This window comes from Ruegeria sp. CDSC085, assembly GCF_059610465.1.
The window spans coordinates 1-20522 of the sequence record NZ_JBXWNR010000023.1; the positions used below are offsets into that span (position 1 = coordinate 1).

Sequence of the window (20522 nt, forward strand, 5' to 3'; positions counted from 1 at the left end):
TTTCATAAATCAATATTTTTTCCGCGCGTAAAATTCTTTACGCTCTCATGCGATAGGCTTCTACTTTCAAACAAAAAAGTAAGTGGGAGCATCCATAGGGGCGAGTGTGTTCTCCTGAGCTGAGCCTCCCCAACTGAACTGGTCCACCCCTATGTTTAGGAAACGGAGGACCAAGAATGGCAAACAAGCGACCGAAGCCTGAAGAGATTGTCTCGAAGTTACGGCAGGTTGAAGTTCTGATGGGTCAAGGCATGTCCCGTCTTGATGCGATCAGACAGATCGGAGTTGTTGAGCAAACCTATTACCGCTGGCGGAAGAAGTACGGTGAAATGGGTGCTGATCAATTGAAGGAACTGAAACGGCTTCAGGAAGAGAACGAGCGGCTGAGACGCGCAGTTTCAGATCTGACGCTGGACAAACTGATCCTGACGGAAGCCACAAAGGGAAACTTCTGAGCCCCGCTCGTCGTCGTGCCTGCATCGATCATGTCCGCAGCCAGCTCAAAGTATCTGAGCGACGCGCCTGCCGCGTGCTTGGACAACACCGGTCCACGCAACGGCGCGTCCCACAAGGTCGCGCAGACGAAGACCGGCTGGTGGCCGACATGATCGAGCTGACCCGTCAATATGGCCGATATGGCTATCGCAGGATCGCTGCACTGCTGAGAGAGGCTGGCTGGTCTGTCAGCGATGGGCGGATTGAACGGCTTTGGCGGCGAGAGGGGCTGAAAGTGCCAGTGAAACAACCGAAGAAAGGACTGCTCTGGCTGAACGATGGGTCGTGTGTTCGGCTGATGACTACCCATCGATGCGTGATCTGATGGCTCAGATCATCACACCGGGTGCAAGCGACGAAGAACGGCGTCAAACCGCTCGTGATATGCGCGAGATGATTTCACCGAAAAACATGGGCCGGTATCGCGATGTCATTGATTACATAGATATCCGACATTTGTTGCCTTCCGTCGAGGTTCCATGCCTCCTGTGCCATTCGACGGGAGATCGAATGCAACCTGTCGAACAGGGGCAGATATTCGCCAAAGGCCTGCCGAATGCGCGTCTCATTACATATGAAAGCAACAATCATCTGATGACCCGGAATGACCCGGAGTGGCCACGTCTTGAACGCGACGTAACTGCATTTTTGTTCGCTCACAGTTGAATTGCTCGCGTGGCTGTCAAGATTAGGAGCAGCATGGCAGCACCGAATTATCCAGCGTCAGTTTCGGGCTCACTGCCGTCCGATGTCGGTGCTGCGTGATCGAAGGTGAGGGCAGTTTGAAACCCGCCGTTGGCTTTGCGGACTATACCTCTGATACTTATCTGTGTTTGTTTGATGCGCCGACATTCGCGCTTCGGCAGCCAGCGTTCGGGCAACGCGCCGCGAAAGATGAAGGGGAGCCCATACTTCCCCGATGCTGCGTGCCGCACCAGCGGCGGCCATGCCGATCGTGCGGACTTTCGCCGCTAGCGCAAAGTCCCTGCGGGCATGGAAGCAGAAGCGGTTCAGGTGGGCGGTTTCCGGAGCTTGGCCGCGGATACGGCCTATGGCAGCTTTGTGAGTTCTCAAACTTATACTTCAGTGTTAGCATTTTCGAATGTCGGACACTTGCAAAACTACCAGACTGGAACGTCCGATCTCTGGAATCGTGAGCGCGCTTGAAAAATCGTCGACGAGGAGACCCATGATGCGCTTGGCATTCGCACTTTGCATTGCCTTTGCTGTCCCGCTGATGCCCGCCAATGCCAGGGCGCAATCGGCGAGCTTTCAGGAGCGTATAGCCGGTGCCGAGGTTCGATCTGGAGTCTTCGACCTCTACCAAAAAGACGGCGATCTGTTGCTTGCGATACCGCGCGACATGTTCGAACGCAGCCTCATCTGGTACGCCGAAGTTTCCAGATATCCCACCGACGCAGTGGCATTCGGCGGAAACGCCTTGGGGGCCCGCCTGATCCAGTTGGAACGGCGGCCCGATCGGATCATGGTGCGGTCCCTTTCAGGGACCTCGTTCGAAAAGGTTTCGGGCGATCCCTATTACACTGGCGGGCGTGACAAGCTTCGCCCTGTGAACCTCGCTGTGGAACGCGCCAACCTTGGTCCCATCATCGTCGATTTCCCGATCCTCGCGGAAAGCGACACTGGCGCCGTACTTGTGGATTTGCAGGAGGTGTTTGGGGGCGATATCGCCGGTTATTCGGTCGCCGCCCAATTGGCATCTACCGGCCTCGCTCCCGGGTCAAACGACCCCGACCGATCCTACGTTGCTGAAGCATCAGTTTATCCCGACAACCTCTTTGTCCGCTCACAACTGACCTTCGAAGCGACCGATCAGGTCGGGCTGGCACAGCCGATTTCGTTGGAAACGGCGCATTCGATTGCCGTGTTGCCAGAAACCCCGATGGAGCGTCGCCCCTATGACGACCGGGTTGGGTTTTTCTTCACCGAATATCTGGTTTTTGAAAGCGCGTTCGGCGACGTGCAATCACGCGACCGTGCCGCCCTTCGCTTCCGCCTGGAACACGCCGACCCGGATGCACCACGCCCGTCGGACCCGGTTGAACCGATCGTTTTCTATCTATCCCGTGAAATCCCTGATCGTTGGCGTCCCTACATTCGCCAGGCGGTTGAGGACTGGAAGACCGCCTTCGAGGCCGCGGGCTTTACCAATGCAATCATAGCCCGTGACGCGCCAAGCCGGGATGAAGTCCCGGGCTGGTCCCCGGAAGATGTTCGCCACAGTGTCATCCGCTGGGTTGCACAGCCGGTGCAGAACGCGATGGGGCCAAACATCCACGACCCCCGGTCCGGCGAAATTCTCTCCGCCCATATTCTGGTTTGGCCGGACGTCTTGAACCTTTTCAGCCGCTACTACTATTTGCTGATGCACCGGACCGATCCCGCCGCGGCCAAACTGCCGCTGCCGGAGGAATTGCAGGGGCGCATCCTGCGGTACGTCGTGTCACATGAGGTGGGCCATACGCTCGGGTTGCGGCACAACCACCGCGCCTCGACGGCCTGGTCGACGGCACAGCTCAGGGACCCGTTATTCACTGCGGAGAACGGCAGCACGTCCTCCATCATGGCCTATGGGCGGTTCAACTACGTGGCGGAGCCGGATGATGGCGTCACGCAACTCATTCCTATCATTGGCTCCTACGATCGGCACGCCATCCGATGGGGGTATTCCTCCGATGTCGACGCAGAGGAGCTTGATTCCATCGCGGCGGAAGCCGAGGAGCGTCCGGAACTCATTTGGGGAGCAGGCGAACGTGGCGAGGAGTATCTTGCCCAGTTCGATCACCGTGTTCAGACTGAGAACATTGGGGCAGACAGGATCTTGGCAACGCGTGCGGGGATCGCCGCGCTGCACGCGAGCCTTGCGGCGTTGCCCCTGGCAGTAGAGGACGCGCGCAATCCACAAGCCATGCTAGAGGAGACCTACGGAGACGCGCTCAATCGCTATGTCGGTATCGCTGGAAGCGTCGGCAAGCTGATCGGCGGTGTCACACAGACCTCCGGCGACGACCGACCGTTCGCCTATGTAGACCCTGAAGAGCAGAGGAGAGCCGTAGAGTTTCTTACCGGTGAAGCCATCCATGGCCTCAGTGCTTTTGCAGACCCGGACTTGCTCGGACGTTTTCGGCCCGTCGGAGGGTTGATTTCGGTCGAAAACGCAGCGGCGCAGATCATGGACGAAGTCCTGAACCGGAAGAGCGTCAGGATGGTTTACATGCAACGTCGTCTCCTGGGCGACACAGCCATGTCGCTGCAGGAATACGTCTCGCTGGTCACCGAAACACTATTGAGCGATCTGCCGTCAAAGGAACTGGTTTCGCCAGCGCAGAACGGTGCAATAATAGCCTATATCGACATCCTGACCGACCTAACCACCGAGGATGGCAATGCCGAGGATCTTGTCGCACTGGTCGATGCCGAGTACCCGTTGGAGGTTGCCATGGTCGCAGTTGGCGGACTGAAGGGAACCTCCATCGGGGAGATAGCGAGCGCGGAACTCGACCGTGTGAACGCTATGCTGGGTAAGGGTCTTTCCGAACAAGGCGAAGAGGAGCAGTAGCGGTGCTGGCTCGTCGGTCCAGCGCAAGGATTGAAGGCCAAAAAGAACCCATTCTGTTTGACGAAGTCTGATGGCGCACTAGGCTTGGGTCTAAGTTGGCTGACATGGAAATCTGAAAGGACATTTTCAATGCTAAAAACTATCGGCGCGTGCCTTACATTGATGGTTGCAGCCAATGCTGCCCAAGCCTTTGACAGGCAGATAACCAACGCCCTCAAGACCTGTCACGACTACCTGTGGCAAGTTCCCGAGTTCGCAGATCTGCCCAATGCTGCGATTTCGGTGTTCCCCGCTTCGGAAAACGGCGACACCATCGTCGTGAACTGGAATGTCAACTGGGACCAGCCGACAATTCAAGCCGCAGGTAACTGCACGGTCATTGGCGGCAATGTCGAAGGGTTCGAGGATTACACCAAGTGACATCGCAAAATAGACGAGCTCTGGCACCGGCAATCGTCATCTGTCTGAGTGTGCTAGCCGCCTGCGACGCCAGTGAAGACGAGGTGCGGACTGCCGCGACCATCGGGGCCTCGGCTGCGCTTGCAGCCGAGGTCGCTGAGGAAACCAACAAAGCGACCGATTACGATGCCATCGCACAGGAAGCTGTCTCCGATGTGGATACATCCGATTTCGATGCGCTCACGAAATAATCGCGTTGTACATGGGCCGGATGAGTTATGAAATGGTTGGTATGGACTGGGACCTTGTGCTGTCTGGCGCTTGCCGTCGTCGTTCTGGCCGTTCCACAGGTTCGGTTTCTGTTCTTCGGGCTTCCGGAGCAACGGCTGGAAGGTAGCGCAGTTTCCAAAGCCGAAACAGGATCGGCGCCTGTTGCCGAGGCGACCCGAGTTCAAGTGGAACAGGCGTTGCGAGATGCGGGCCTGAGCGAAAAGCCACTTCTGGGCGACATTTCTATCTCCGGTCATCTCGCCCGCCTCGATGACGGTGTGGTCACATCCCAGCAACTGATGGAATATGCCGAGGGGCTTAGGGCGCTCGCTCTTCGAACCGGTGATTTCGGCCGCCAGATTCCATCGACCTTCTGGGACGTGGATACCGACCAGTTGCGCGCAGATGGTTGGGATTCTTATCGCGTTGTCGACGCGCTTGCGTCAGTAGAGGGCGAACCATACCTTGAAGCGCTCGGCGGCGCCTACACCCGGTTTCACGCCTTCAAGCTGGCCGAGATGTCAGGGGGCGGCACTGATGACACGGCGCTCGACACGGCGCTTGACCTGTTCCAGGCAGCAATCAAACTGATTGAGATAGTTCCGCCGGAGCACATGCTGGAGACTTCGGAATACATTCGCGGAAGGGAGCAGGCTGCGCTCTACCTCTGGCAGCAATTGATTGTGGGGTCCTCGCGCCGCAACCCACTCACACATATCAAGCTGTTCAACCACGGATTCACCACGCGGTTCCATGTCGGAACGATCTGGCAATACGAAACCGGGATCGCACTGGACAACTCATCGATCTGGGGCGTTTCCGGCTTCGCACCCGAATTCGTTGGCCCGCCGGAGAACAACAACCAGGTCGAACATATGTCGATCAGCATGACGGTTCAGGGCATCCTGCGAGAGCCGCTTCTGGTCCTTGAGGCCTTCGAGGAGTTCGAGACCCTTTCCGGATCGGCCACCGCAGCCGAGGCAGCTGCCGACGACGCGTTGAATGCTGCGATCCAGCAGGAGTTCATTCCCGGTTTCGAGGACGATCTTCCGTCGGCAGTTGCTGCGCTGCGTGAGCAACTGCATGAGCGCTAATTGATTCAATCGCCAGTAATAACTGCAGCTCGCAAAAAACGGTTTATGAAACCCACCTGTGACCAGCACATTTTGCCGAACAAGGTGCCCTTAGCGGTCGTCCGCTTTGAGTTTTGACTAACGGCCGCACTGCGTCGTTCGCTACACGCGGAGTTATGTTGCACTTGCGTAGCCGTCACAATGCGAGAAGGCCGGCAAAGCTCAGTGGTTCTGTTGCAAAGTTTTGAGCCCGCCGAGCAGTTTCAGCAATTGCTCGGGAGTCAGGCTGCGAGCTCAGCGAACTGCTGAAATGGGCAGAGTCCGGGTGTGAATTGCCCCTTGCGGATCATGTGCGAAACCTCGATGCCTGCTAGCGTCGCCGATGCTGAAGCAAAGGCCTTGAACCCCAGCATCGGTCGCGTGCGCCTCTTGATGAAACGGTGGTCCTGTTCAACGACATTGTTCAAGTATTTCCGCCTCACCATCTCGATTGGAATCGGACAACCAAAGCCTTTGAGCATCTTGTTGATCGCCTTTACGCCAGCAGTATTGGCGCCACTTTTGTCGATGACGATCTTTCTGGGAAGGCCGTTGACCTCTAGCATCCTGGCGAAGAACTTTGTCGCAGCAGGTTTGTTTCGGCGTGGGGAAAGCATGAAATCAAGCGTTTTGCCGTATTTGTCGACCGCTCGATAGAGATAAACCCACGAACCTTTCACCTTGATATAAGTTTCATCCATTCGCCAGGACCGGTCACACAATCCCTTCCGTCTGCGAGCTGCATCGGCAATGGCACCGGAGTATCGTGTCACCCAACGGTTCAGCGTGGTGTGGTCAACCGAAACGCCACGCTCGGCCATGATTTCTTCCAGATCACGGTACGAGACGCCGTATCGAACGTAGAAGAACACCGCAAAGAGGATAACATCCTTCGGATATTGTGCGCCTTTGAAGAAGATCATGAGCTGGCTTTCAACTGGTGAATACGGTTGGCCAGCCACCGCCTAACCTGCCCAGCTCCAATGGTCAAAAGTTTGCAACAGAACCTCGTAATGTCTTGATGCGGGTAGAGGAAAATGCAGGCGAGAAGTTTGCGAAGCTCGGACAAGACGGTTGGGAAATGGTCGGCGTCGTGCCTGCCGAGTTTGGCATCGTGTGCTTTTTCAAGCGTGAGCTGACGGATGGCTGAGTTTCAGGATCTCCCAATAGGCAAGAAGGTAGCGATAGCGGGCACAATGGGCTTTATCGCTACTTCGGCCTGTGCGGTGTTGGTAGTCGGTCTGGTTATCGAATACCTCAACACGAAAGGCTTCCGGGGGCTGGACATCTGGGCGATCCCGGAAAAGTTCATGGCACGGCCTGCAGAAGAACAACAGGTCATCGGGCTTGTGGCTGTTGTGGCGGTCTGCGTTCTGACATTTGCGTTTGTGGCCGCCGCTCTGCGCGGCCCGTCGACCAAATACGGGGATGCGGTTTTTGCGAAAGCGCCTCAGCTCGTCACAGAAGGATACGCGGCACCTCTGAAACTGAAATCTAAGCTGGACAGTGAAATCGTCTTTGCCAAGTTCGGGCCACCAAAAGAGAAAAACGCGATTTTCTATAAGCCCGGTCCAGGCGTACAGAAACCACATGCGATGTTCATTGCTCCGTCTGGCTCGGGTAAAACAAGCGGCTTTGTGATCCCCAACATTCTGCGTTTCAACGGCTCCTGCGTTGTCCTGGACATCAAGGGTGAGATATTCCAAGCGACCGGCGCACGGCGGGCGACAATGGGCGATGAGGTCTTTGTGTTCGACCCTGAGAATCCGGAGAAAAGCCACAGCTATAACCCTCTGCGGCGCGCAGCTCGCGCAGACAATCTGGACCGTCGTTGGGAAGAAGTGATTCAGGTCGCAACTCAGATGTTCGACACGCTCAGCTCGTCCGCTCAGGGCTTTTTGGGCGGCGTCGAAGGCATGTTCTGCGCAATGGCGATGTTGGCGATCAAGCGGAACCGTCCGTACATTTCCGAGATCCTGCGCCTGGTCAAAACGACCAAGCAAAAGGATTATGAAAAGATGGCCGAAGAAGTAGGCTATGCCCGGGCAGCAGATGAGTTCCTGAATCTTGCTGCCGAAGAATCCAAAATCCTCCGGTCAACGATTTCGGTTATGCTGAACTCCGGCCTTCAGCTCTGGCGCAACCCGTCTGTGGCAAGAGCTACACAGGGCAATGACATCAACTACGAGGATCTGCGTCGGCGCCCCACCTCGATCTATTTTTCTGTACCGGGGAAGAAGGTCAAAGAGTTCCGGACACTCATTCGTCTGTTTTTCCTCGATCTGGTGAACACCATCGAAACCGTTGAGCCGGGCGACGATGAACCGTTCAAGGTTTTGATCCTGCTCGATGAGTTCCAACGCCTCGGCCATCTGGAGCGTGTGGTCGAAGCCTATGACACCATGCGATCGTTCGGCGGCAGGCTCGTGGTGATTTCTCAAACGCTGTCACGCCTGCAGGACATCTATGGGCATGAAGGTGTACGGGCGATGCTGGCAAACGCTGGAACCCAGATGTTTGCCGCCTCAGAGGACTCTGAGGTGCGTGAACATGTGTCCAGGTCCATCGGGGACAAAACGGTCATGAGCAAATCAAAGTCACGGGCGCTGGGTAAAATGGAAATGGGCAGCATATCAGAGCGTGAAGAAGGCATTCGGCTGCTCCGGCCAGAACACGTTGGCCGATTGCCGGAAAACGAGGTTGTGCTGATCCGCGAAGGCAAGATGCCCGTGATTGCAAACAAGATTCGATATTTCGAAGATCCTTATTTCATGCAGTTCTTGGGTGGCAAAACTCCGAAGATCAAAGGCACACACCTCGATCTGGCCGTAGAGCAAGCCAGGGACACGGCAAAGGCGCTGGCTGATGCGAAACCGGCCCCTGCCCCGGTGAAAGAGGTTTCGGAAAAAGATCAGGAACTTCAGGCGGCATTTGATGCGCAGCGCACGGTAGCCAAAAGAAAGAGCAGGTCAGCCAAACAATTGGCGGTGGAGAAGTTGGCGGCGCAACCGTCGCGCCCAGTCGCAAACGCGCAGCACTCCAGTTGAAGGCGTAGATGCCAATCATCGAGCACGAGCTGCAACCATGCTTCGATAGTGAAGTATATTATTTTTGACACTGTGTATAATATTTCATACAAAGCGTAAACAATAATCGACTCACCAGAAGTGTCCTGTCCAAAAGGGATTTCAGAAATGACCTACCAAGATCGCAATACCGTCGTCTCGATCTTCGTGAACCTCGCCGTTAGTGCATTTGTTGTTTCACGGCTTCTGGATATGAATGCCTCTGGATCGTTTGATGGCCCAGACGCTGTGAACAACTGGGCCCGCATGGTGATCTGGCTGATCCCCCTGGGCGTCGTTGCCACCATCATCGGCACCATACTGTTCAACATTGGATTTGCGATTGTTACACACGAACCCAAACCCAGCTTCGTCGTTGATGAACGTGATAAGATGTTCGAGCGCCGTGGCAGCTACGCCACCATTATCTTCGCGGGTGCGGGTTTTGTCTCAGCCGTCGTCGCGATGGCTCTCAACGCATCAGCGCTCACCGGCTTCAACATCATCTATTTCGGAATGGCTTTCGGATCCCTGTCAGCAGATATTGTCAAATTTGCTAGCTATCGGCGGGGGTATTGATCCATGGGCAAGCTCAGGATCACCAACAACATTAGACGTCTACGCTTTGACGCTGATGAAATGACGCAAAAGGAACTCGCCGAAAAGGTTGGAGTCACCCGACAAACCATCGTTGCCATTGAAAACGCCAAATATTCACCAACGCTCGAACTGGCCATCTTGATTTCTCGTGTATTCGACAAGCCCCTCGAAAAAGTCTTCGACATCCAAGACGCCAGCTAAATCATCGCGTCTGCTGCACCCTACCAAAGGATTAGATATGTTCATCAAACCCACCCGGTTCTGGAATCTGATGGCGAGATCCTATGCCCGCCGTCCGGTCCAAAACCAAGCCGCGTATGAATACAAACTGGACATCACTGCAAGACACCTGTCCCCCCAAGATCGTGTCCTGGAATTTGGTTGTGGCACAGGTACGACGGCGCTCATTCACGCCCCAAAAGTCGCCCATATCGACGCCATCGACTATTCATCCGAAATGATCTCAATCGCCCGGGAAAAAGCCGACGCGCAGGGCAGCAAGAACATCAACTTTGAAGTCAGCGCGTTCGAGTGCTGGCCTATTCCGGCGAAGGGTCAACATTATGATGCCGTACTGGCTATGTCGATCCTGCACTTGGTACTGGATCTTGACGCGACACTGGATCGTGTTCGCAGTTCCTTGAAGGAAGGTGGCCTGTTCTTCAGCTCGGCAGTCTGCCTGGAAGGTCTCGAGAAGTTCGTCATACCAGCTCTCGGGACCATCGGCCTATTGCCCAAGATCCGCGTCCTGACGCAAGAAATCCTTGTAGAGCGTATGCAAGCTCATGGGTTCGAAATTGAACAAAAGTGGCGCCCCGAAACGGGTTCGACTGCTTTCATCATCGCAAGGAACAGCGGTTGCTCGTTCGACTTCTGACAACACTGACCCAGCCGTTCATGCTCGCCGCCGAGAACTGCTGGAGAGAGCCCAGAGCAACTGATGCTGCACCAGGCACGAAGGACAGCATTGTGCAGAAAGCGGGCCTTGCAGAGCCGATAACTGGAGCCAGCTAAGGCTGTTCAATCGCTGACTTAGTAAACCCCAGATCAGTCGGTGGGCAAAATCAAAGAACGTCCAGAAGCTTCGTATACTCGATCCTCAGCACAAAGGCTGACAGTGTCCCTGTTATCGTCGCCGGTATACCCTGCTTCCAAGTATCGAACACTAGATGGCAGAATATCGCTCCAACAGATGTGCAGAGCAACGCAACTGCTCCTAACGGCCCGATCCACGACGATTGAAACCAGATGGCAATTGCCCCGAAAAGTTCCCCGCATCCGACGAGGAACATGATCTGCCTGTTGAGGCCGTAGCTTTCGAACATGCCCAACTGGATCTCAAAGACCTTCTTTTGCCACCCAAAAATCTTGATGGATGAAGCAAAGAGAAAAAATGCAGATAGAAGACCGATGACGATGTTCAGGAGCACTGCTAATCCTTCCGGTTTGATTTCTTGTAGGCTGCTGGAGATAGGCCCGTCCATTTACGGAAAGCTCTGGAGAAAGCTGTTGGGTCGGCATAGCCGAGCCTTTGCGCTGTCTCACCAACGGATTTATTGTCATTTGCCAGCAGGCGTTCGGCTTCTTCCTGCTTGATGCGCGCGATCACTTGGGACGCCGTTTGACCGTAAGGTTCCAGCCGGTTGTTCAGTGTTTCCTGATGAAAGCCGCAAAGGTCCGCAAGCTTTTCTACACCAAATCCTGAATCGGCAAGATGGACCCTGATCAGGCCTTCCAGTCCCGCAAGGAAATCCTGCGGGGCGGCCAGATCCTCATCCATAACCCTGTAGTCTGGGGGGTTTTCCAGTGCCTCTGGTCGTAATCTGTAACTTAACCAGTTGGAGGGAAACCTGATCGAAAAACCTTGAGGATTGCACTTGATTGCCCGAACGCCGTGAAACTGACCGGGCAGCGCATCCGGGTCACTGACGCGAAGAATGACCTGGTTGGGATCCCACCTGAAATCCAGGGCACGGTGCAACAGGGATATCCATATGCTCGTCAGAAACGCATCGATTTGGCTTGGAGAAACCGAAATCTGGAAGTTCCTTTTGGCACTGAAATACGCGTGCTCTCCTTCGACAAAGAGGGATTGCGTAACGGCATTGGATTCCTTGGAAACCGCTTGTGTGAATCTGGTAAAAAAGTCTCCCAATGTTAGGGCTTCTGCCAGCATATCGCCGAGCGGGAGAAATTTGACAAGGTCAACGGATTGCCCGACCCGTGCGCAAAAATCCGGTGAAGTGGCTTCTGCCACGGCCTGATAGATCTGGTAGACGGTATCGTGGCGCAGGAAATTCTTCGGGTCCATTACCTGCGCTTCGTTCAACCCCAGAGGATCAAGAACAAACGCGGGTTCGACCCCCACGCTGCGAAGCGCTGCGACAACCGGACCCGCAACTGAAGCCCTGACGAGAGGCAGCGACTGATCCGTGTTATTACCAAGTCTTCTTGTCATCTCTTCTCCAGAAATTCGCAATATTCCCGAGTGCAGGAAATTCCCACAATAAAATTATGAAATCTTGCAGCTTCCCAAAACTATTTTTCTCGAACCGGTAATCTGTCAGGCATTAAGTTATTCGAATTCTATAATGACTCCTAATTGCGCCTTTTGCGATTCTTGAAGATAGGAGCCCTAATGAACGGATGCCTGATGCGCATACTTGTGCCCGCAGTACTGGCTGCGAGCCATCTGTTTCCAACTCATGCCGCTTCACAGGAAGAAAGTTTCCCGATCCTTTTCACAAATGTTCATGTCTTTGACGGGGTGAACGAGGCGCGGATCGAGAACGCAAATGTTCTGGTCGTTGATAACCTGATCGCCGAGGTCTCGACTAAGCCGCTTGCCGTCGCCAATGCGCAAATCATCGACGGCGGTGCGCGCACGCTGATGCCCGGACTGATCGATGGCCACAACCATATCATGATGCCAGCGGCCCCCAATCAGGCGGTGAACGGCTGGCACTGGGGATATCTCAGTGCTGTCGTGGGCCGCGAGGCGGAGAAAATGCTCCTGCGCGGTTTCACCACGCTGCGAGATACAGGGGGCCCAGCCTACGGCATCGCCAGAGCAATTGACGAGGGTATTCTGCCGGGTCCGCGGGTCTATCCCAGCGGTCACTTCATCAGTCAGACTTCCGGCCACACGGATTTCCGCTCGTTCAACGAAAGCCATACGCGTGACAGAAGCAGCCGCAATGCCTTTGAAAGTGAGTTTGGTTTCATGGCAGACGGCCGGAGCGAAGTTCTCGCATACACCCGAGAAACGTTGCGCCGGGGGGCGACGCAGATCAAGATCAGCGTAGGTGGCGGGGTCGCCTCCGCCTTTGATCCTCTGGACACGGCGCAATTCACCTTCGATGAAATCAGAGCCGCCGTCGATGCGGCCGAGGACTGGAACACCTACGTCTTGGCGCACGCCTATACGGACCGCTCCGTTCTGCGCGCTGTGGAGGCCGGCGTTCGCAGTATCGACCATGGGACGTTGATCTCGGAACTGGACACCATGATCGCGATGCGGGACGCGGGTGTGATCTACAACCCTCAGGCCGTGGCCTTTACGCCAACTCCCGAGAGCGTGGCGTCGCTCCCGCCCGAAACCGTTGAAAAATCACGCCCGGTCGTCGAAGGGCTCGACAGGTCAATGCGTCTGGCAAAAGAAAGCGGCGTGACGATCACCTTCGGAACGGACGTCTTCGGCTCGCCCGAAGCGTTGGCCCGGCAGAACGAAGAATTTGAACTCAGAAAGCAATGGTTCACGTCGCATGAGATCCTGGTCCAGGCCACGTCAAACACCGCGAAACTGGTGGCAATGTCAGGTCCTCGAAATCCTTACACGGACGGACCGCTGGGCGTGATCGAAGCCGGTGCTTATGCAGACTTACTTCTGGTTGAAGGCAATCCGGTGGAAGATGCCGGACTACTGGTCGACTACACAAATAACATCGATCTGATCATGAAGGATGGCGTGATCTACAAGAACACACTCGACTGAGTGTCGCGTGGGGTGAACTTACCTCGGCACCCCGCGCACAAACTAATTTGTCTAAGGGAGAGAGGAACATGAATGCATCAAAACGGTTATTGGCGGCCGCAAGTGTGGTTGCCTTCTCGGCGTCCGCGTCATTTGCGCAGGATGGACCTGTTCAAACCCTGTTCACCAACGTGCATGTCTTTGACGGAATAAATGAGGCCCGAATAGAAAACGCCAATGTTCTGGTTGTCGATAACCTGATCGCAAAAGTCTCACCCGAACCTCTTTCGGTTGCAAGTGCCGAGGTCATCGACGGTGGGGGTCGCACCCTAATGCCGGGTTTGATTGATGCGCATGTGCACATGGCGATCACGGAGCCGGTTGCGGACCTCAGGGACAATTTTGATTGGATGTACTGGGGCGCCGTTTCCACGATCGAGGCGGAAAAGATGCTGTTGCGCGGCTTCACGTCCGTGCGCGATGCGGGTGGACCGGCGATTGGGCTTCAGAAAGCCATCGACCGGGGCAAGGCTGTCGGCCCGCGAATCTATCCGTCCGGCCCTGTGATCTCTCAAACCTCCGGGCATGGCGAGCATCGGCACTACACGGAACCGCACCCAAACTTCGAAGGTGCCTCGCCCTCATTCTTCAACCAGCACGTAGAGTTTCTTGCTGACGGTGTTCCAGAAGTTCTGCGGGCGACGCGGGAAGCGCTGCGTCTGGGCGCATCGCAAATCAAGATCATGGCCGGCGGAGGTGTGTCTTCCAGCGTAGACCCATTGCACACGGTTCAATTCTTACCGGAAGAACTGGAAGCTGCAGTCAAGGCTGCGGCAGATTGGGATACTTACGTTCTTGTGCACGTCTACAATGACGAGGGCATTCTGCGGTCCATCGAGGCAGGTGTGCAGAGCATCGATCATGCACAATTGATGACCGAGGTGTCGGCGCAGGCGATCAAGGACGCGGATGTTTGGGTTGTGCCATTCTTCTCGCTGCTGGGGCTGGATGCCGAAACAGTCACCAAAGCGCTTGGTCCGTTGGCTGCGCCCAAGTTCCTCGAGGTTCAGGGCGGGGCGAGAAACCAGATGCGGTTGCTGAAAGAATTCGGGATCGAAAAAGTCGCCTTTTCAACCGACATTATTGGGGATCCTGTCGCTCTCACAAAACAGAACGATGAGTTCAAGTACCGTCTCGAACAATGGTCGTCCTACGAAGTTCTTATGCAAGCAACGTCTAAAGCCGGTGAGTTGTTGGCCCTGTCAGGCAAACTCAACCCCTATCCCGAAGGCCAGCTCGGTGTGATTGCAGAAGGTGCGTATGCCGACATTCTACTGGTCGATGGCAACCCGGTCGAAGACGCGATGATCATGACCGACTACGAGAACAACTTCGATCTGATCATGAAAGACGGCGTGATCTACAAGAACACGCTGGAATGACTCTTGGACCGGCGGAGGTGCCTCCCTTTGTCGGCTGTTGAACGAAAAGGATGAGCCTATGAAACGACTTCTATTGTCCGCATTTGCAAGTGCGCTGGTAGTCGCGACCGCCGTGAGCGCCGAAGAAACTCGCAGCCGATACTATCTGGGGATCGGAGAGCCGTCTCCCGAAGCTTGGCAGATCATGATCGAAAACCCCACCGACCGGGGCGAGGGCATGGGGGCCGCGCTCGAGGCAATGGGCGGTGAGATGATCAGCTATTTCTGGGGCATGGCCGACGGCCGGAACTACGTCACCGTGCGGGTGCCGGACGATCCTAGTATGGTGCAGGCAATGTACGCGGCCCGCCTCAGCCAGGGCGTTCTGAAGAACTACACCTTCATTGAATTGATGACGAGCGCCGACATGGTTGAGGCGCTGAAACGGGTGCCGGAGTTTACGACACCGGCGGAGTAATGTTGGCCTCTGATCATGAAAGACGGCGTGATCGATAGGAACAAACTCGATTGAGTGTCGTGCGGCGGGAATACACCTCGCCACAAGGTAAGTCTTTAGAAAATCGAAACAATCGAAACTGGGAGAACTTCACCATGCAAAACAGACGCGCATTTTTGAAAACTGCTGGCGCAGCAGCTGCCCTGTCAGCTACCTGCGGAAAAATGACATGGGCCAGTGAATTTAGTCCAGTTTGGGAGTCCAGTGACAAGGCAGCCCAATTCCTAAGGGACATTGTTGCCATCGACTCGCTGAACGCGAACTTTGAGCAAACCGCCACACGCCCAGAAATGTGGGACGAATATTACACCAGAGCACTCGACGCAGGCATAACGGCAACGGGTGTTACGACCGCGCAAGGCATCAACGACTTTGACACTTTTGCGCGTGAAACAAGCTACAATCTACGCAAAATCGCTGCGGATGATCGATTCATGGTAGTGCGTACAGCAGGCGACATCCAGCGAGCCCAGGACGCGGGAAAGTATGGCTTTTTCTGGAACTCGCAGTCAGCGGAAATTCTTAACAATCAGCCGGACATCTACATGCCCGTGGCAAAGTCGATGGGACTTGGCACAATGGGCTTGGCCTACAACGAGCGTCAGCGTGCGGGTGATGGGAATTTTGTCCTGAACCCAGGGCCAATCTCGGCCTATGGCAAGACAGTCGTCGACGCGATGCAAAGGCATGGAGTGCTCGTCGACACGTCACATGCCAGCGAACCCACCGCACTTAGTACCATCGAATATGCAAAACAAATGCGTCCCGACTTACCTGTAATCGAAACGCACTCTTCCGTGCACGCTCTCTACTCTGGCTATCCTGAGGGAGAAATCCGCCTGCGGACAAGTTCCGATGAGCGGATTCAAGCGGTTGCAGATACCGGAGGTGTGGTTAGCCTTTGTATGTTGCCTTTCATAATGATCAGCCCACAGACAGAGCTCACTCGTCCTCAGGACGTTGTCGACCGAATTGACTACATGCGGGATTTGACAAGCATCGACAACGTTGGACTCAGCTCCGACGACGGTTTTGACTGGTCTAAGATTTATGAGTTTGGGAAGTCAAATCCAGAACAATTCGACGACGGCGGACTCAGTGCAGCGGTAAACAAATTGGCCACAACTGGCATCGGGGAAGCCGCGAAAATCTATGCGGCCATTATCGATGAAATGTGGTTGCGCGGGTACTCTGACGAGGACGTCAAGAAAGTGATGGGAGGCAACTTCACGCGCATCTTCGAGCAGGTTTGGGGGTAGTCGATAAGAAAAGCGAGACATGACTTCCCATCGCTTGATAAGGTGGTCGGGTTATTGCTCACCCGACTAGCCCTTGCGTTTTTGCTTGTGCTCTTTGCGCAGTCCGCTCTCGCACATAAGTTCGAGTTGGGCGATGCACGGTTGTCCATTGAAGGCGAAAGCTATCAGATTGCCGTAAGCGCCGACTTGATCGAGGCTTTCGAGCGGCACTTAGGCTTGAACGGATCCGACCGATTTCTTGTTGAGCAGGTGCGCGGGCTGGATCTCGGCACAATCGAAACCACGCTGTCAGAAATACGTGCAGAAGTCTCCGAAGAGACGCTCATATGGTTCGACGGCAATACGGCCGAATTGCGGGCATTGTCCTTTCCATCTCCGCGCGATATCCGTGCTGTTCTCGACAGACCACCGGACAGCACTGAATACCGCTTGGTTTTCGTCGGTTATGGTGACGCTCCGCAAGGTGCCAGCGCAGTAAGTATCAAAATGTCGCCTTTACTTGGGGATATGCGGCTTGAAGTGTCGGTCCCAAGTGTCACGCTGCTGCAGGCTGGACGAACCAGCCAGACACTGAACCTTATTGGGTCCCAAGAAACAACACTGAGCTCAGCAGTGGCCGACTTCTTGTATTTCACATGGCAGGGGATCATTCACATCGTCCCTTACGGGCTGGATCACATCTTGTTCGTACTCTGCCTGTTCCTATTTGCGCAAACGGTCCGCGACCTGATCTGGCAGGTCACGGCTTTTACCGTCGCGCACTCGGTGACACTGACCCTCGGCTGGCTAGGCTTCGTTGATTTGCCAACAGGGTTCTTTGAACCTTTAATTGCCTTGTCCATTGTATATGCCGCTGTTGAAAACATATTGCGCAACAAACCAGGCGGTGCCCGCTTCACTCTAATTTTCTTCTTTGGTTTGCTCCATGGGTTCGGTTTTGCGTCAGTTCTAGAGGAGATTAGCCCATCAGGCGGCCATTGGTTGACCCGGCTAATTGGATTCAATGTAGGCGTTGAGATTGGCCAGTTGGTTGTCATAGCGGCGGCCTTTCTGGCTGTTGGACTTTGGCGCAAGGAACCGTGGTACAGATCGCTCATCGTGGTACCCGTGAGTTTTGTCATCGCTTTGGTGGGCGCCTTCTGGACTGTCGAGCGGGCTCTTGCAGCGTTGACATAATACGTGAGCATCAAGTCTATGGTTTTTGATTGTCCGCTATTTGTCAGAAGCCGTCTCCGAGCCAATGCGAACCAAAGGCTGCATTGTCCGCGTCTGTTGAGTTCCGACATGGTGCAGCGAAGGTTGATGTTTCCCGAACCAGCCTTTCGTGCCAATCACGGCGAAGGTGTCAGGAAGCCCACTTTGATCGATGCTGCGCGGTGCCCCAATGACGGCGACGCGCAAAACCAGACTTTGCAAATTTACGAGAACGGCTCAAAAGAAATTGCCTTTCACCAAACGGCGAACATTCTGGGGTGTCGTCAGGCAAACTAACCGTTCGCAGTATTCCAACAGAATCTCTGTGCGGAACCCGGAATTGCGTTAAAGTTGCGTAAACAACGTTGGTTCCTCACTTTGAGACGAAATCATCCAAAGCAATATTGAAAGAAAATAGAATGAAACGCCTGTTTCCATCTCTGCCGGAGAACGCGACACTTGGAAGTGTCTATCAAGCCTTTCCAGACAAACTTTCTCCGCTTTGTGCGTACGAAAGTCTTGTGATGAGGGGCGAGAGCGACCTCTCGGTTGCCGAACGTGAATTAATTGCAGCCTATGTCTCGGGTTTGAATGCTTGTGCGTATTGCCATGGAGCACACATCGTTTTCGCCAAAGCCTACGGAATTGAGGTCGAGACAATCGAGGCACTGATGGAAGATCGCGATACGGCACCCGTCGAGGATCATCTCAAACCGTTACTGGCATACATTGAAAAGCTTACTGTCTCGCCATCACGAATGACGGAAGCCGACGCAAATGCGGTCTACGCGGCAGGCTGGTCGGAGAGTGCGTTGTTCGATGCTATACAGGTCTGTGGTGTCTTTAGTCTCGTGAACCGCTTCATAGAAGGAACAGGTGTCCAAAGTCCTGGCAACGATCCAAGGCAAGCGGATGAGGCCACATTAATCCGATACCGCAGTGACACCTTCTACACCGATTTTGGACGGGAGAATGGCCTCGACATTCCTTGAATTGATGTTGTTTTAACTTTCGAACAGTGACGAAAAACTGGTCCAACAAGAAGTCAGAAGCGTCCTTCGCTCTCGGGGTTGTCCCATTCGTTGGATCAAGTCGGCGCCGTTAGTTATATTGGTGGATCTATGTTCAAGCCTCGATGATCCGTCCGGCTTTTCGTAGATAACCCATTTTCTGATAAGGTTTGGAGACTTGTGGGCTTTGTAAGGGGGGAGAGTTGCTTAAGTTTGACGCTGAGACAACGAGATTACTTGAAATTGCCTATCAGGGAGCTGAGTTGACACGGCGAAGACAGGCTTCATTTGATGCGCTGTGCCCTGCTCCCGGTGAAACTATTTTGGACATTGGTTGTGGCAACGGTCTGTTAACGGCAGAGTTGGCTCGCGCAGTTGGCTCGGATGGTTATGTCATCGGGATCGACCCAAGCGAGGACATGACAGCAGCCGCAAAAGAACGATGCAGCGACTACGCAAACGTGGAGTTTCGTGCAGGTTCCGCAAATCACTTGCCCATTGAGGATGAACGTGCTGACAAGGCCGTCTCGGTACAGGTCTTTGAGTACATCGAAGACGTAGACGGTGCATTGGCTGACACGCTGCGGTGCGTCAAACCCGGTGGGCGCCTTGTCATCAGCGATCTACACTTTGGCAGCTTGATTTGGTTCAGCGACGAGCCCGACAGAATGCAAAAGATGCTGACATCCTGGAACCTGCACTTTGTGAGTGGTTCCGTCCCGGAAAGACTGCCCGCACTGATAAAGGCTCGTGGTGACCGCGTGGAAGATGTCTTGTCGTTCACAATGACAGATCACCAGTTAAAGCCTGATGGTCTCGCAATCATGATGATGCACCTCATGAAGCAATACGCTGTTGCAAATGGCCATGTTGATCCCGCTGTTGCGCAATCGTGGTTTGACGAGCAGCTCAGCCTTGCAAAAGTTGGACGCTTCTTTTTTTCGATGACCCAATTTATCGTCATGGCGCGTAAAAGGGATTGATAGACCGAAATGACTTGGCCTCGGTTCCTCCGCGGGCTCGCTGAAAGGCACGGTTCAAGAGCCCCCCTCAGGTATCGTTGTCGTCGTGATTGGTGCTGCAATCTTTTGTCCGAACTTAATTGTCGCCGTTGAAGCCCCAATGAAGGGCCAGACGTGCAGCCATTGATCAGGCGTTCGAACGACCGCAGCGAAAGACGTAATGCACAGAAGGTCTCGTGTTGGTGCTAACTCTATGGCTACAACACAGGTACGTGGCTGTCACTTCCAGCTTGCAGCTGCCTTTGGTGTGATCCAATCGCCATACCCGGCCGATTGTCACCAAATGTCGTCAGAACCTTCCCGGATACAGATTCATCATGTTCTGCACGTCCAGTTCACTCAAAAATGCGTCCGGATTACTCCAGATCACGTCGTTAATATAGTCGCGTTCTGAGTGAAGATCGTCGGCTGTAGGCCGTGATTCCCGGTTTTCGGGGAGGCCTCTCTTGGTCCAACCAAACAGTCCACCAAATACGGTCCAGATGCTGGGTGACATTGTATGGGAAGCCATCTCGTGGTCCTTTCCGACTTACTTGCGCTGTCGCAACAAGAGTAACTGTTCACCCGGTTTTCTGGTATCCAGCACAAAATTGTGCTGTTCTAAA

General features: G+C 54.6%; 20 protein-coding genes and 1 pseudogene. 18 read left to right on the forward strand and 3 right to left on the reverse strand.

What is annotated here, in order from left to right:
• Positions 1–176 precede the first annotated feature (176 nt).
• From AC2FJB_RS20515 to AC2FJB_RS20540, 6 genes and pseudogenes are all read left to right on the forward strand, one after another.
• Positions 177–793 (forward strand): annotated as a pseudogene (locus tag AC2FJB_RS20515) (IS3 family transposase); the annotation flags it as partial.
• A gap of 14 nt (positions 794–807) precedes the next feature.
• Positions 808–1161 carry an alpha/beta fold hydrolase gene (locus AC2FJB_RS20520; protein WP_299902214.1) on the forward strand — a complete coding sequence of 118 codons (354 nt, stop codon included), beginning with the start codon at positions 808–810 and terminating at the stop codon, positions 1159–1161.
• A gap of 526 nt (positions 1162–1687) precedes the next feature.
• The gene (locus tag AC2FJB_RS20525) at positions 1688–4075 is read left to right on the forward strand and encodes a zinc-dependent metalloprotease (protein WP_496686175.1); all 2388 of its coding nucleotides are present in this window, start codon (positions 1688–1690) and stop codon (positions 4073–4075) included.
• A 129-nt stretch (positions 4076–4204) separates the two neighbouring features.
• On the forward strand, positions 4205–4495 hold the full coding sequence (locus AC2FJB_RS20530; protein WP_170342835.1) for a hypothetical protein: 291 nt from the start codon (positions 4205–4207) through the stop codon (positions 4493–4495).
• On the forward strand, positions 4492–4725 hold the full coding sequence (locus AC2FJB_RS20535) for a hypothetical protein (protein WP_496686172.1): 234 nt from the start codon (positions 4492–4494) through the stop codon (positions 4723–4725). The genes AC2FJB_RS20530 and AC2FJB_RS20535 overlap by 4 nt, the downstream gene beginning before the upstream one ends.
• A 27-nt stretch (positions 4726–4752) precedes the next feature.
• Positions 4753–5838, forward strand: a complete 1086-nt coding sequence (locus AC2FJB_RS20540; RefSeq protein WP_496721117.1) for a hypothetical protein — start codon at positions 4753–4755, stop codon at positions 5836–5838.
• Between the two features lie 260 nt (positions 5839–6098).
• Here the strand turns inward: AC2FJB_RS20540 and AC2FJB_RS20545 are convergent, their stop codons facing one another.
• On the reverse strand, positions 6099–6779 hold the full coding sequence (locus AC2FJB_RS20545) for an IS6 family transposase (protein ID WP_496686182.1): 681 nt from the start codon (positions 6777–6779) through the stop codon (positions 6099–6101).
• A 17-nt stretch (positions 6780–6796) separates the two neighbouring features.
• Between AC2FJB_RS20545 and AC2FJB_RS20550 the strand changes: the two genes are divergently transcribed.
• The 5 genes from AC2FJB_RS20550 to AC2FJB_RS20570 all read left to right on the forward strand — a co-directional run bounded on the left by AC2FJB_RS20550 (position 6797) and on the right by AC2FJB_RS20570 (position 10398).
• Positions 6797–7006, forward strand: a complete 210-nt coding sequence (locus tag AC2FJB_RS20550; RefSeq protein ID WP_496721119.1) for a hypothetical protein — start codon at positions 6797–6799, stop codon at positions 7004–7006.
• Positions 6999–8903 (forward strand): type IV secretory system conjugative DNA transfer family protein, encoded by a 1905-nt coding sequence (locus AC2FJB_RS20555; RefSeq protein WP_496721121.1) that lies wholly within the window; start codon positions 6999–7001, stop codon positions 8901–8903. The genes AC2FJB_RS20550 and AC2FJB_RS20555 overlap by 8 nt, the downstream gene beginning before the upstream one ends.
• Before the next feature lie 147 nt (positions 8904–9050).
• Positions 9051–9500 (forward strand): hypothetical protein, encoded by a 450-nt coding sequence (locus AC2FJB_RS20560; protein WP_496721123.1) that lies wholly within the window; start codon positions 9051–9053, stop codon positions 9498–9500.
• 3 nt (positions 9501–9503) lie between these two features.
• Positions 9504–9722 carry a helix-turn-helix transcriptional regulator gene (locus tag AC2FJB_RS20565; protein ID WP_142639124.1) on the forward strand — a complete coding sequence of 73 codons (219 nt, stop codon included), beginning with the start codon at positions 9504–9506 and terminating at the stop codon, positions 9720–9722.
• A 37-nt stretch (positions 9723–9759) separates the two neighbouring features.
• Entirely contained in the window at positions 9760–10398 is a 639-nt protein-coding gene (locus tag AC2FJB_RS20570; RefSeq protein ID WP_496721125.1) for a class I SAM-dependent methyltransferase, read from the forward strand.
• Between the two features lie 187 nt (positions 10399–10585).
• Here the strand turns inward: AC2FJB_RS20570 and AC2FJB_RS20575 are convergent, their stop codons facing one another.
• A complete protein-coding gene (locus tag AC2FJB_RS20575) occupies positions 10586–11005 on the reverse strand; it encodes a DoxX family protein (protein WP_496721127.1) in 420 nt (139 codons plus the stop codon).
• The gene (locus AC2FJB_RS20580) at positions 10954–11979 is read right to left on the reverse strand and encodes a helix-turn-helix domain-containing protein (protein ID WP_496818984.1); all 1026 of its coding nucleotides are present in this window, start codon (positions 11977–11979) and stop codon (positions 10954–10956) included. Before AC2FJB_RS20580 ends, AC2FJB_RS20575 begins: the two co-directional genes overlap by 52 nt.
• A 180-nt stretch (positions 11980–12159) precedes the next feature.
• On the opposite strand from AC2FJB_RS20580, the gene AC2FJB_RS20585 reads away from it, so the two are divergent.
• The 7 genes from AC2FJB_RS20585 to AC2FJB_RS20615 all read left to right on the forward strand — a co-directional run bounded on the left by AC2FJB_RS20585 (position 12160) and on the right by AC2FJB_RS20615 (position 19878).
• Positions 12160–13515: a metal-dependent hydrolase family protein gene (locus AC2FJB_RS20585; protein WP_496721131.1), complete on the forward strand. Its 1356-nt coding sequence runs from the start codon at positions 12160–12162 to the stop codon at positions 13513–13515.
• Positions 13516–13583: 68 nt separating this feature from the next.
• Positions 13584–14936: a metal-dependent hydrolase family protein gene (locus tag AC2FJB_RS20590; protein WP_282121510.1), complete on the forward strand. Its 1353-nt coding sequence runs from the start codon at positions 13584–13586 to the stop codon at positions 14934–14936.
• 58 nt (positions 14937–14994) lie between these two features.
• Positions 14995–15393, forward strand: a complete 399-nt coding sequence (locus tag AC2FJB_RS20595; protein ID WP_282121511.1) for a GYD domain-containing protein — start codon at positions 14995–14997, stop codon at positions 15391–15393.
• Positions 15394–15452: 59 nt separating this feature from the next.
• Positions 15453–16691, forward strand: a complete 1239-nt coding sequence (locus AC2FJB_RS20600) for a dipeptidase (protein WP_282121526.1) — start codon at positions 15453–15455, stop codon at positions 16689–16691.
• Positions 16692–16745: 54 nt separating this feature from the next.
• Positions 16746–17867 (forward strand): HupE/UreJ family protein, encoded by a 1122-nt coding sequence (locus AC2FJB_RS20605; RefSeq protein ID WP_282121512.1) that lies wholly within the window; start codon positions 16746–16748, stop codon positions 17865–17867.
• 437 nt (positions 17868–18304) lie between these two features.
• Entirely contained in the window at positions 18305–18877 is a 573-nt protein-coding gene (locus tag AC2FJB_RS20610) for a carboxymuconolactone decarboxylase family protein (protein ID WP_481669221.1), read from the forward strand.
• 221 nt (positions 18878–19098) lie between these two features.
• Positions 19099–19878 carry a methyltransferase domain-containing protein gene (locus AC2FJB_RS20615; RefSeq protein ID WP_282121514.1) on the forward strand — a complete coding sequence of 260 codons (780 nt, stop codon included), beginning with the start codon at positions 19099–19101 and terminating at the stop codon, positions 19876–19878.
• The last annotated feature ends 644 nt before the right edge of the window (positions 19879–20522 follow it).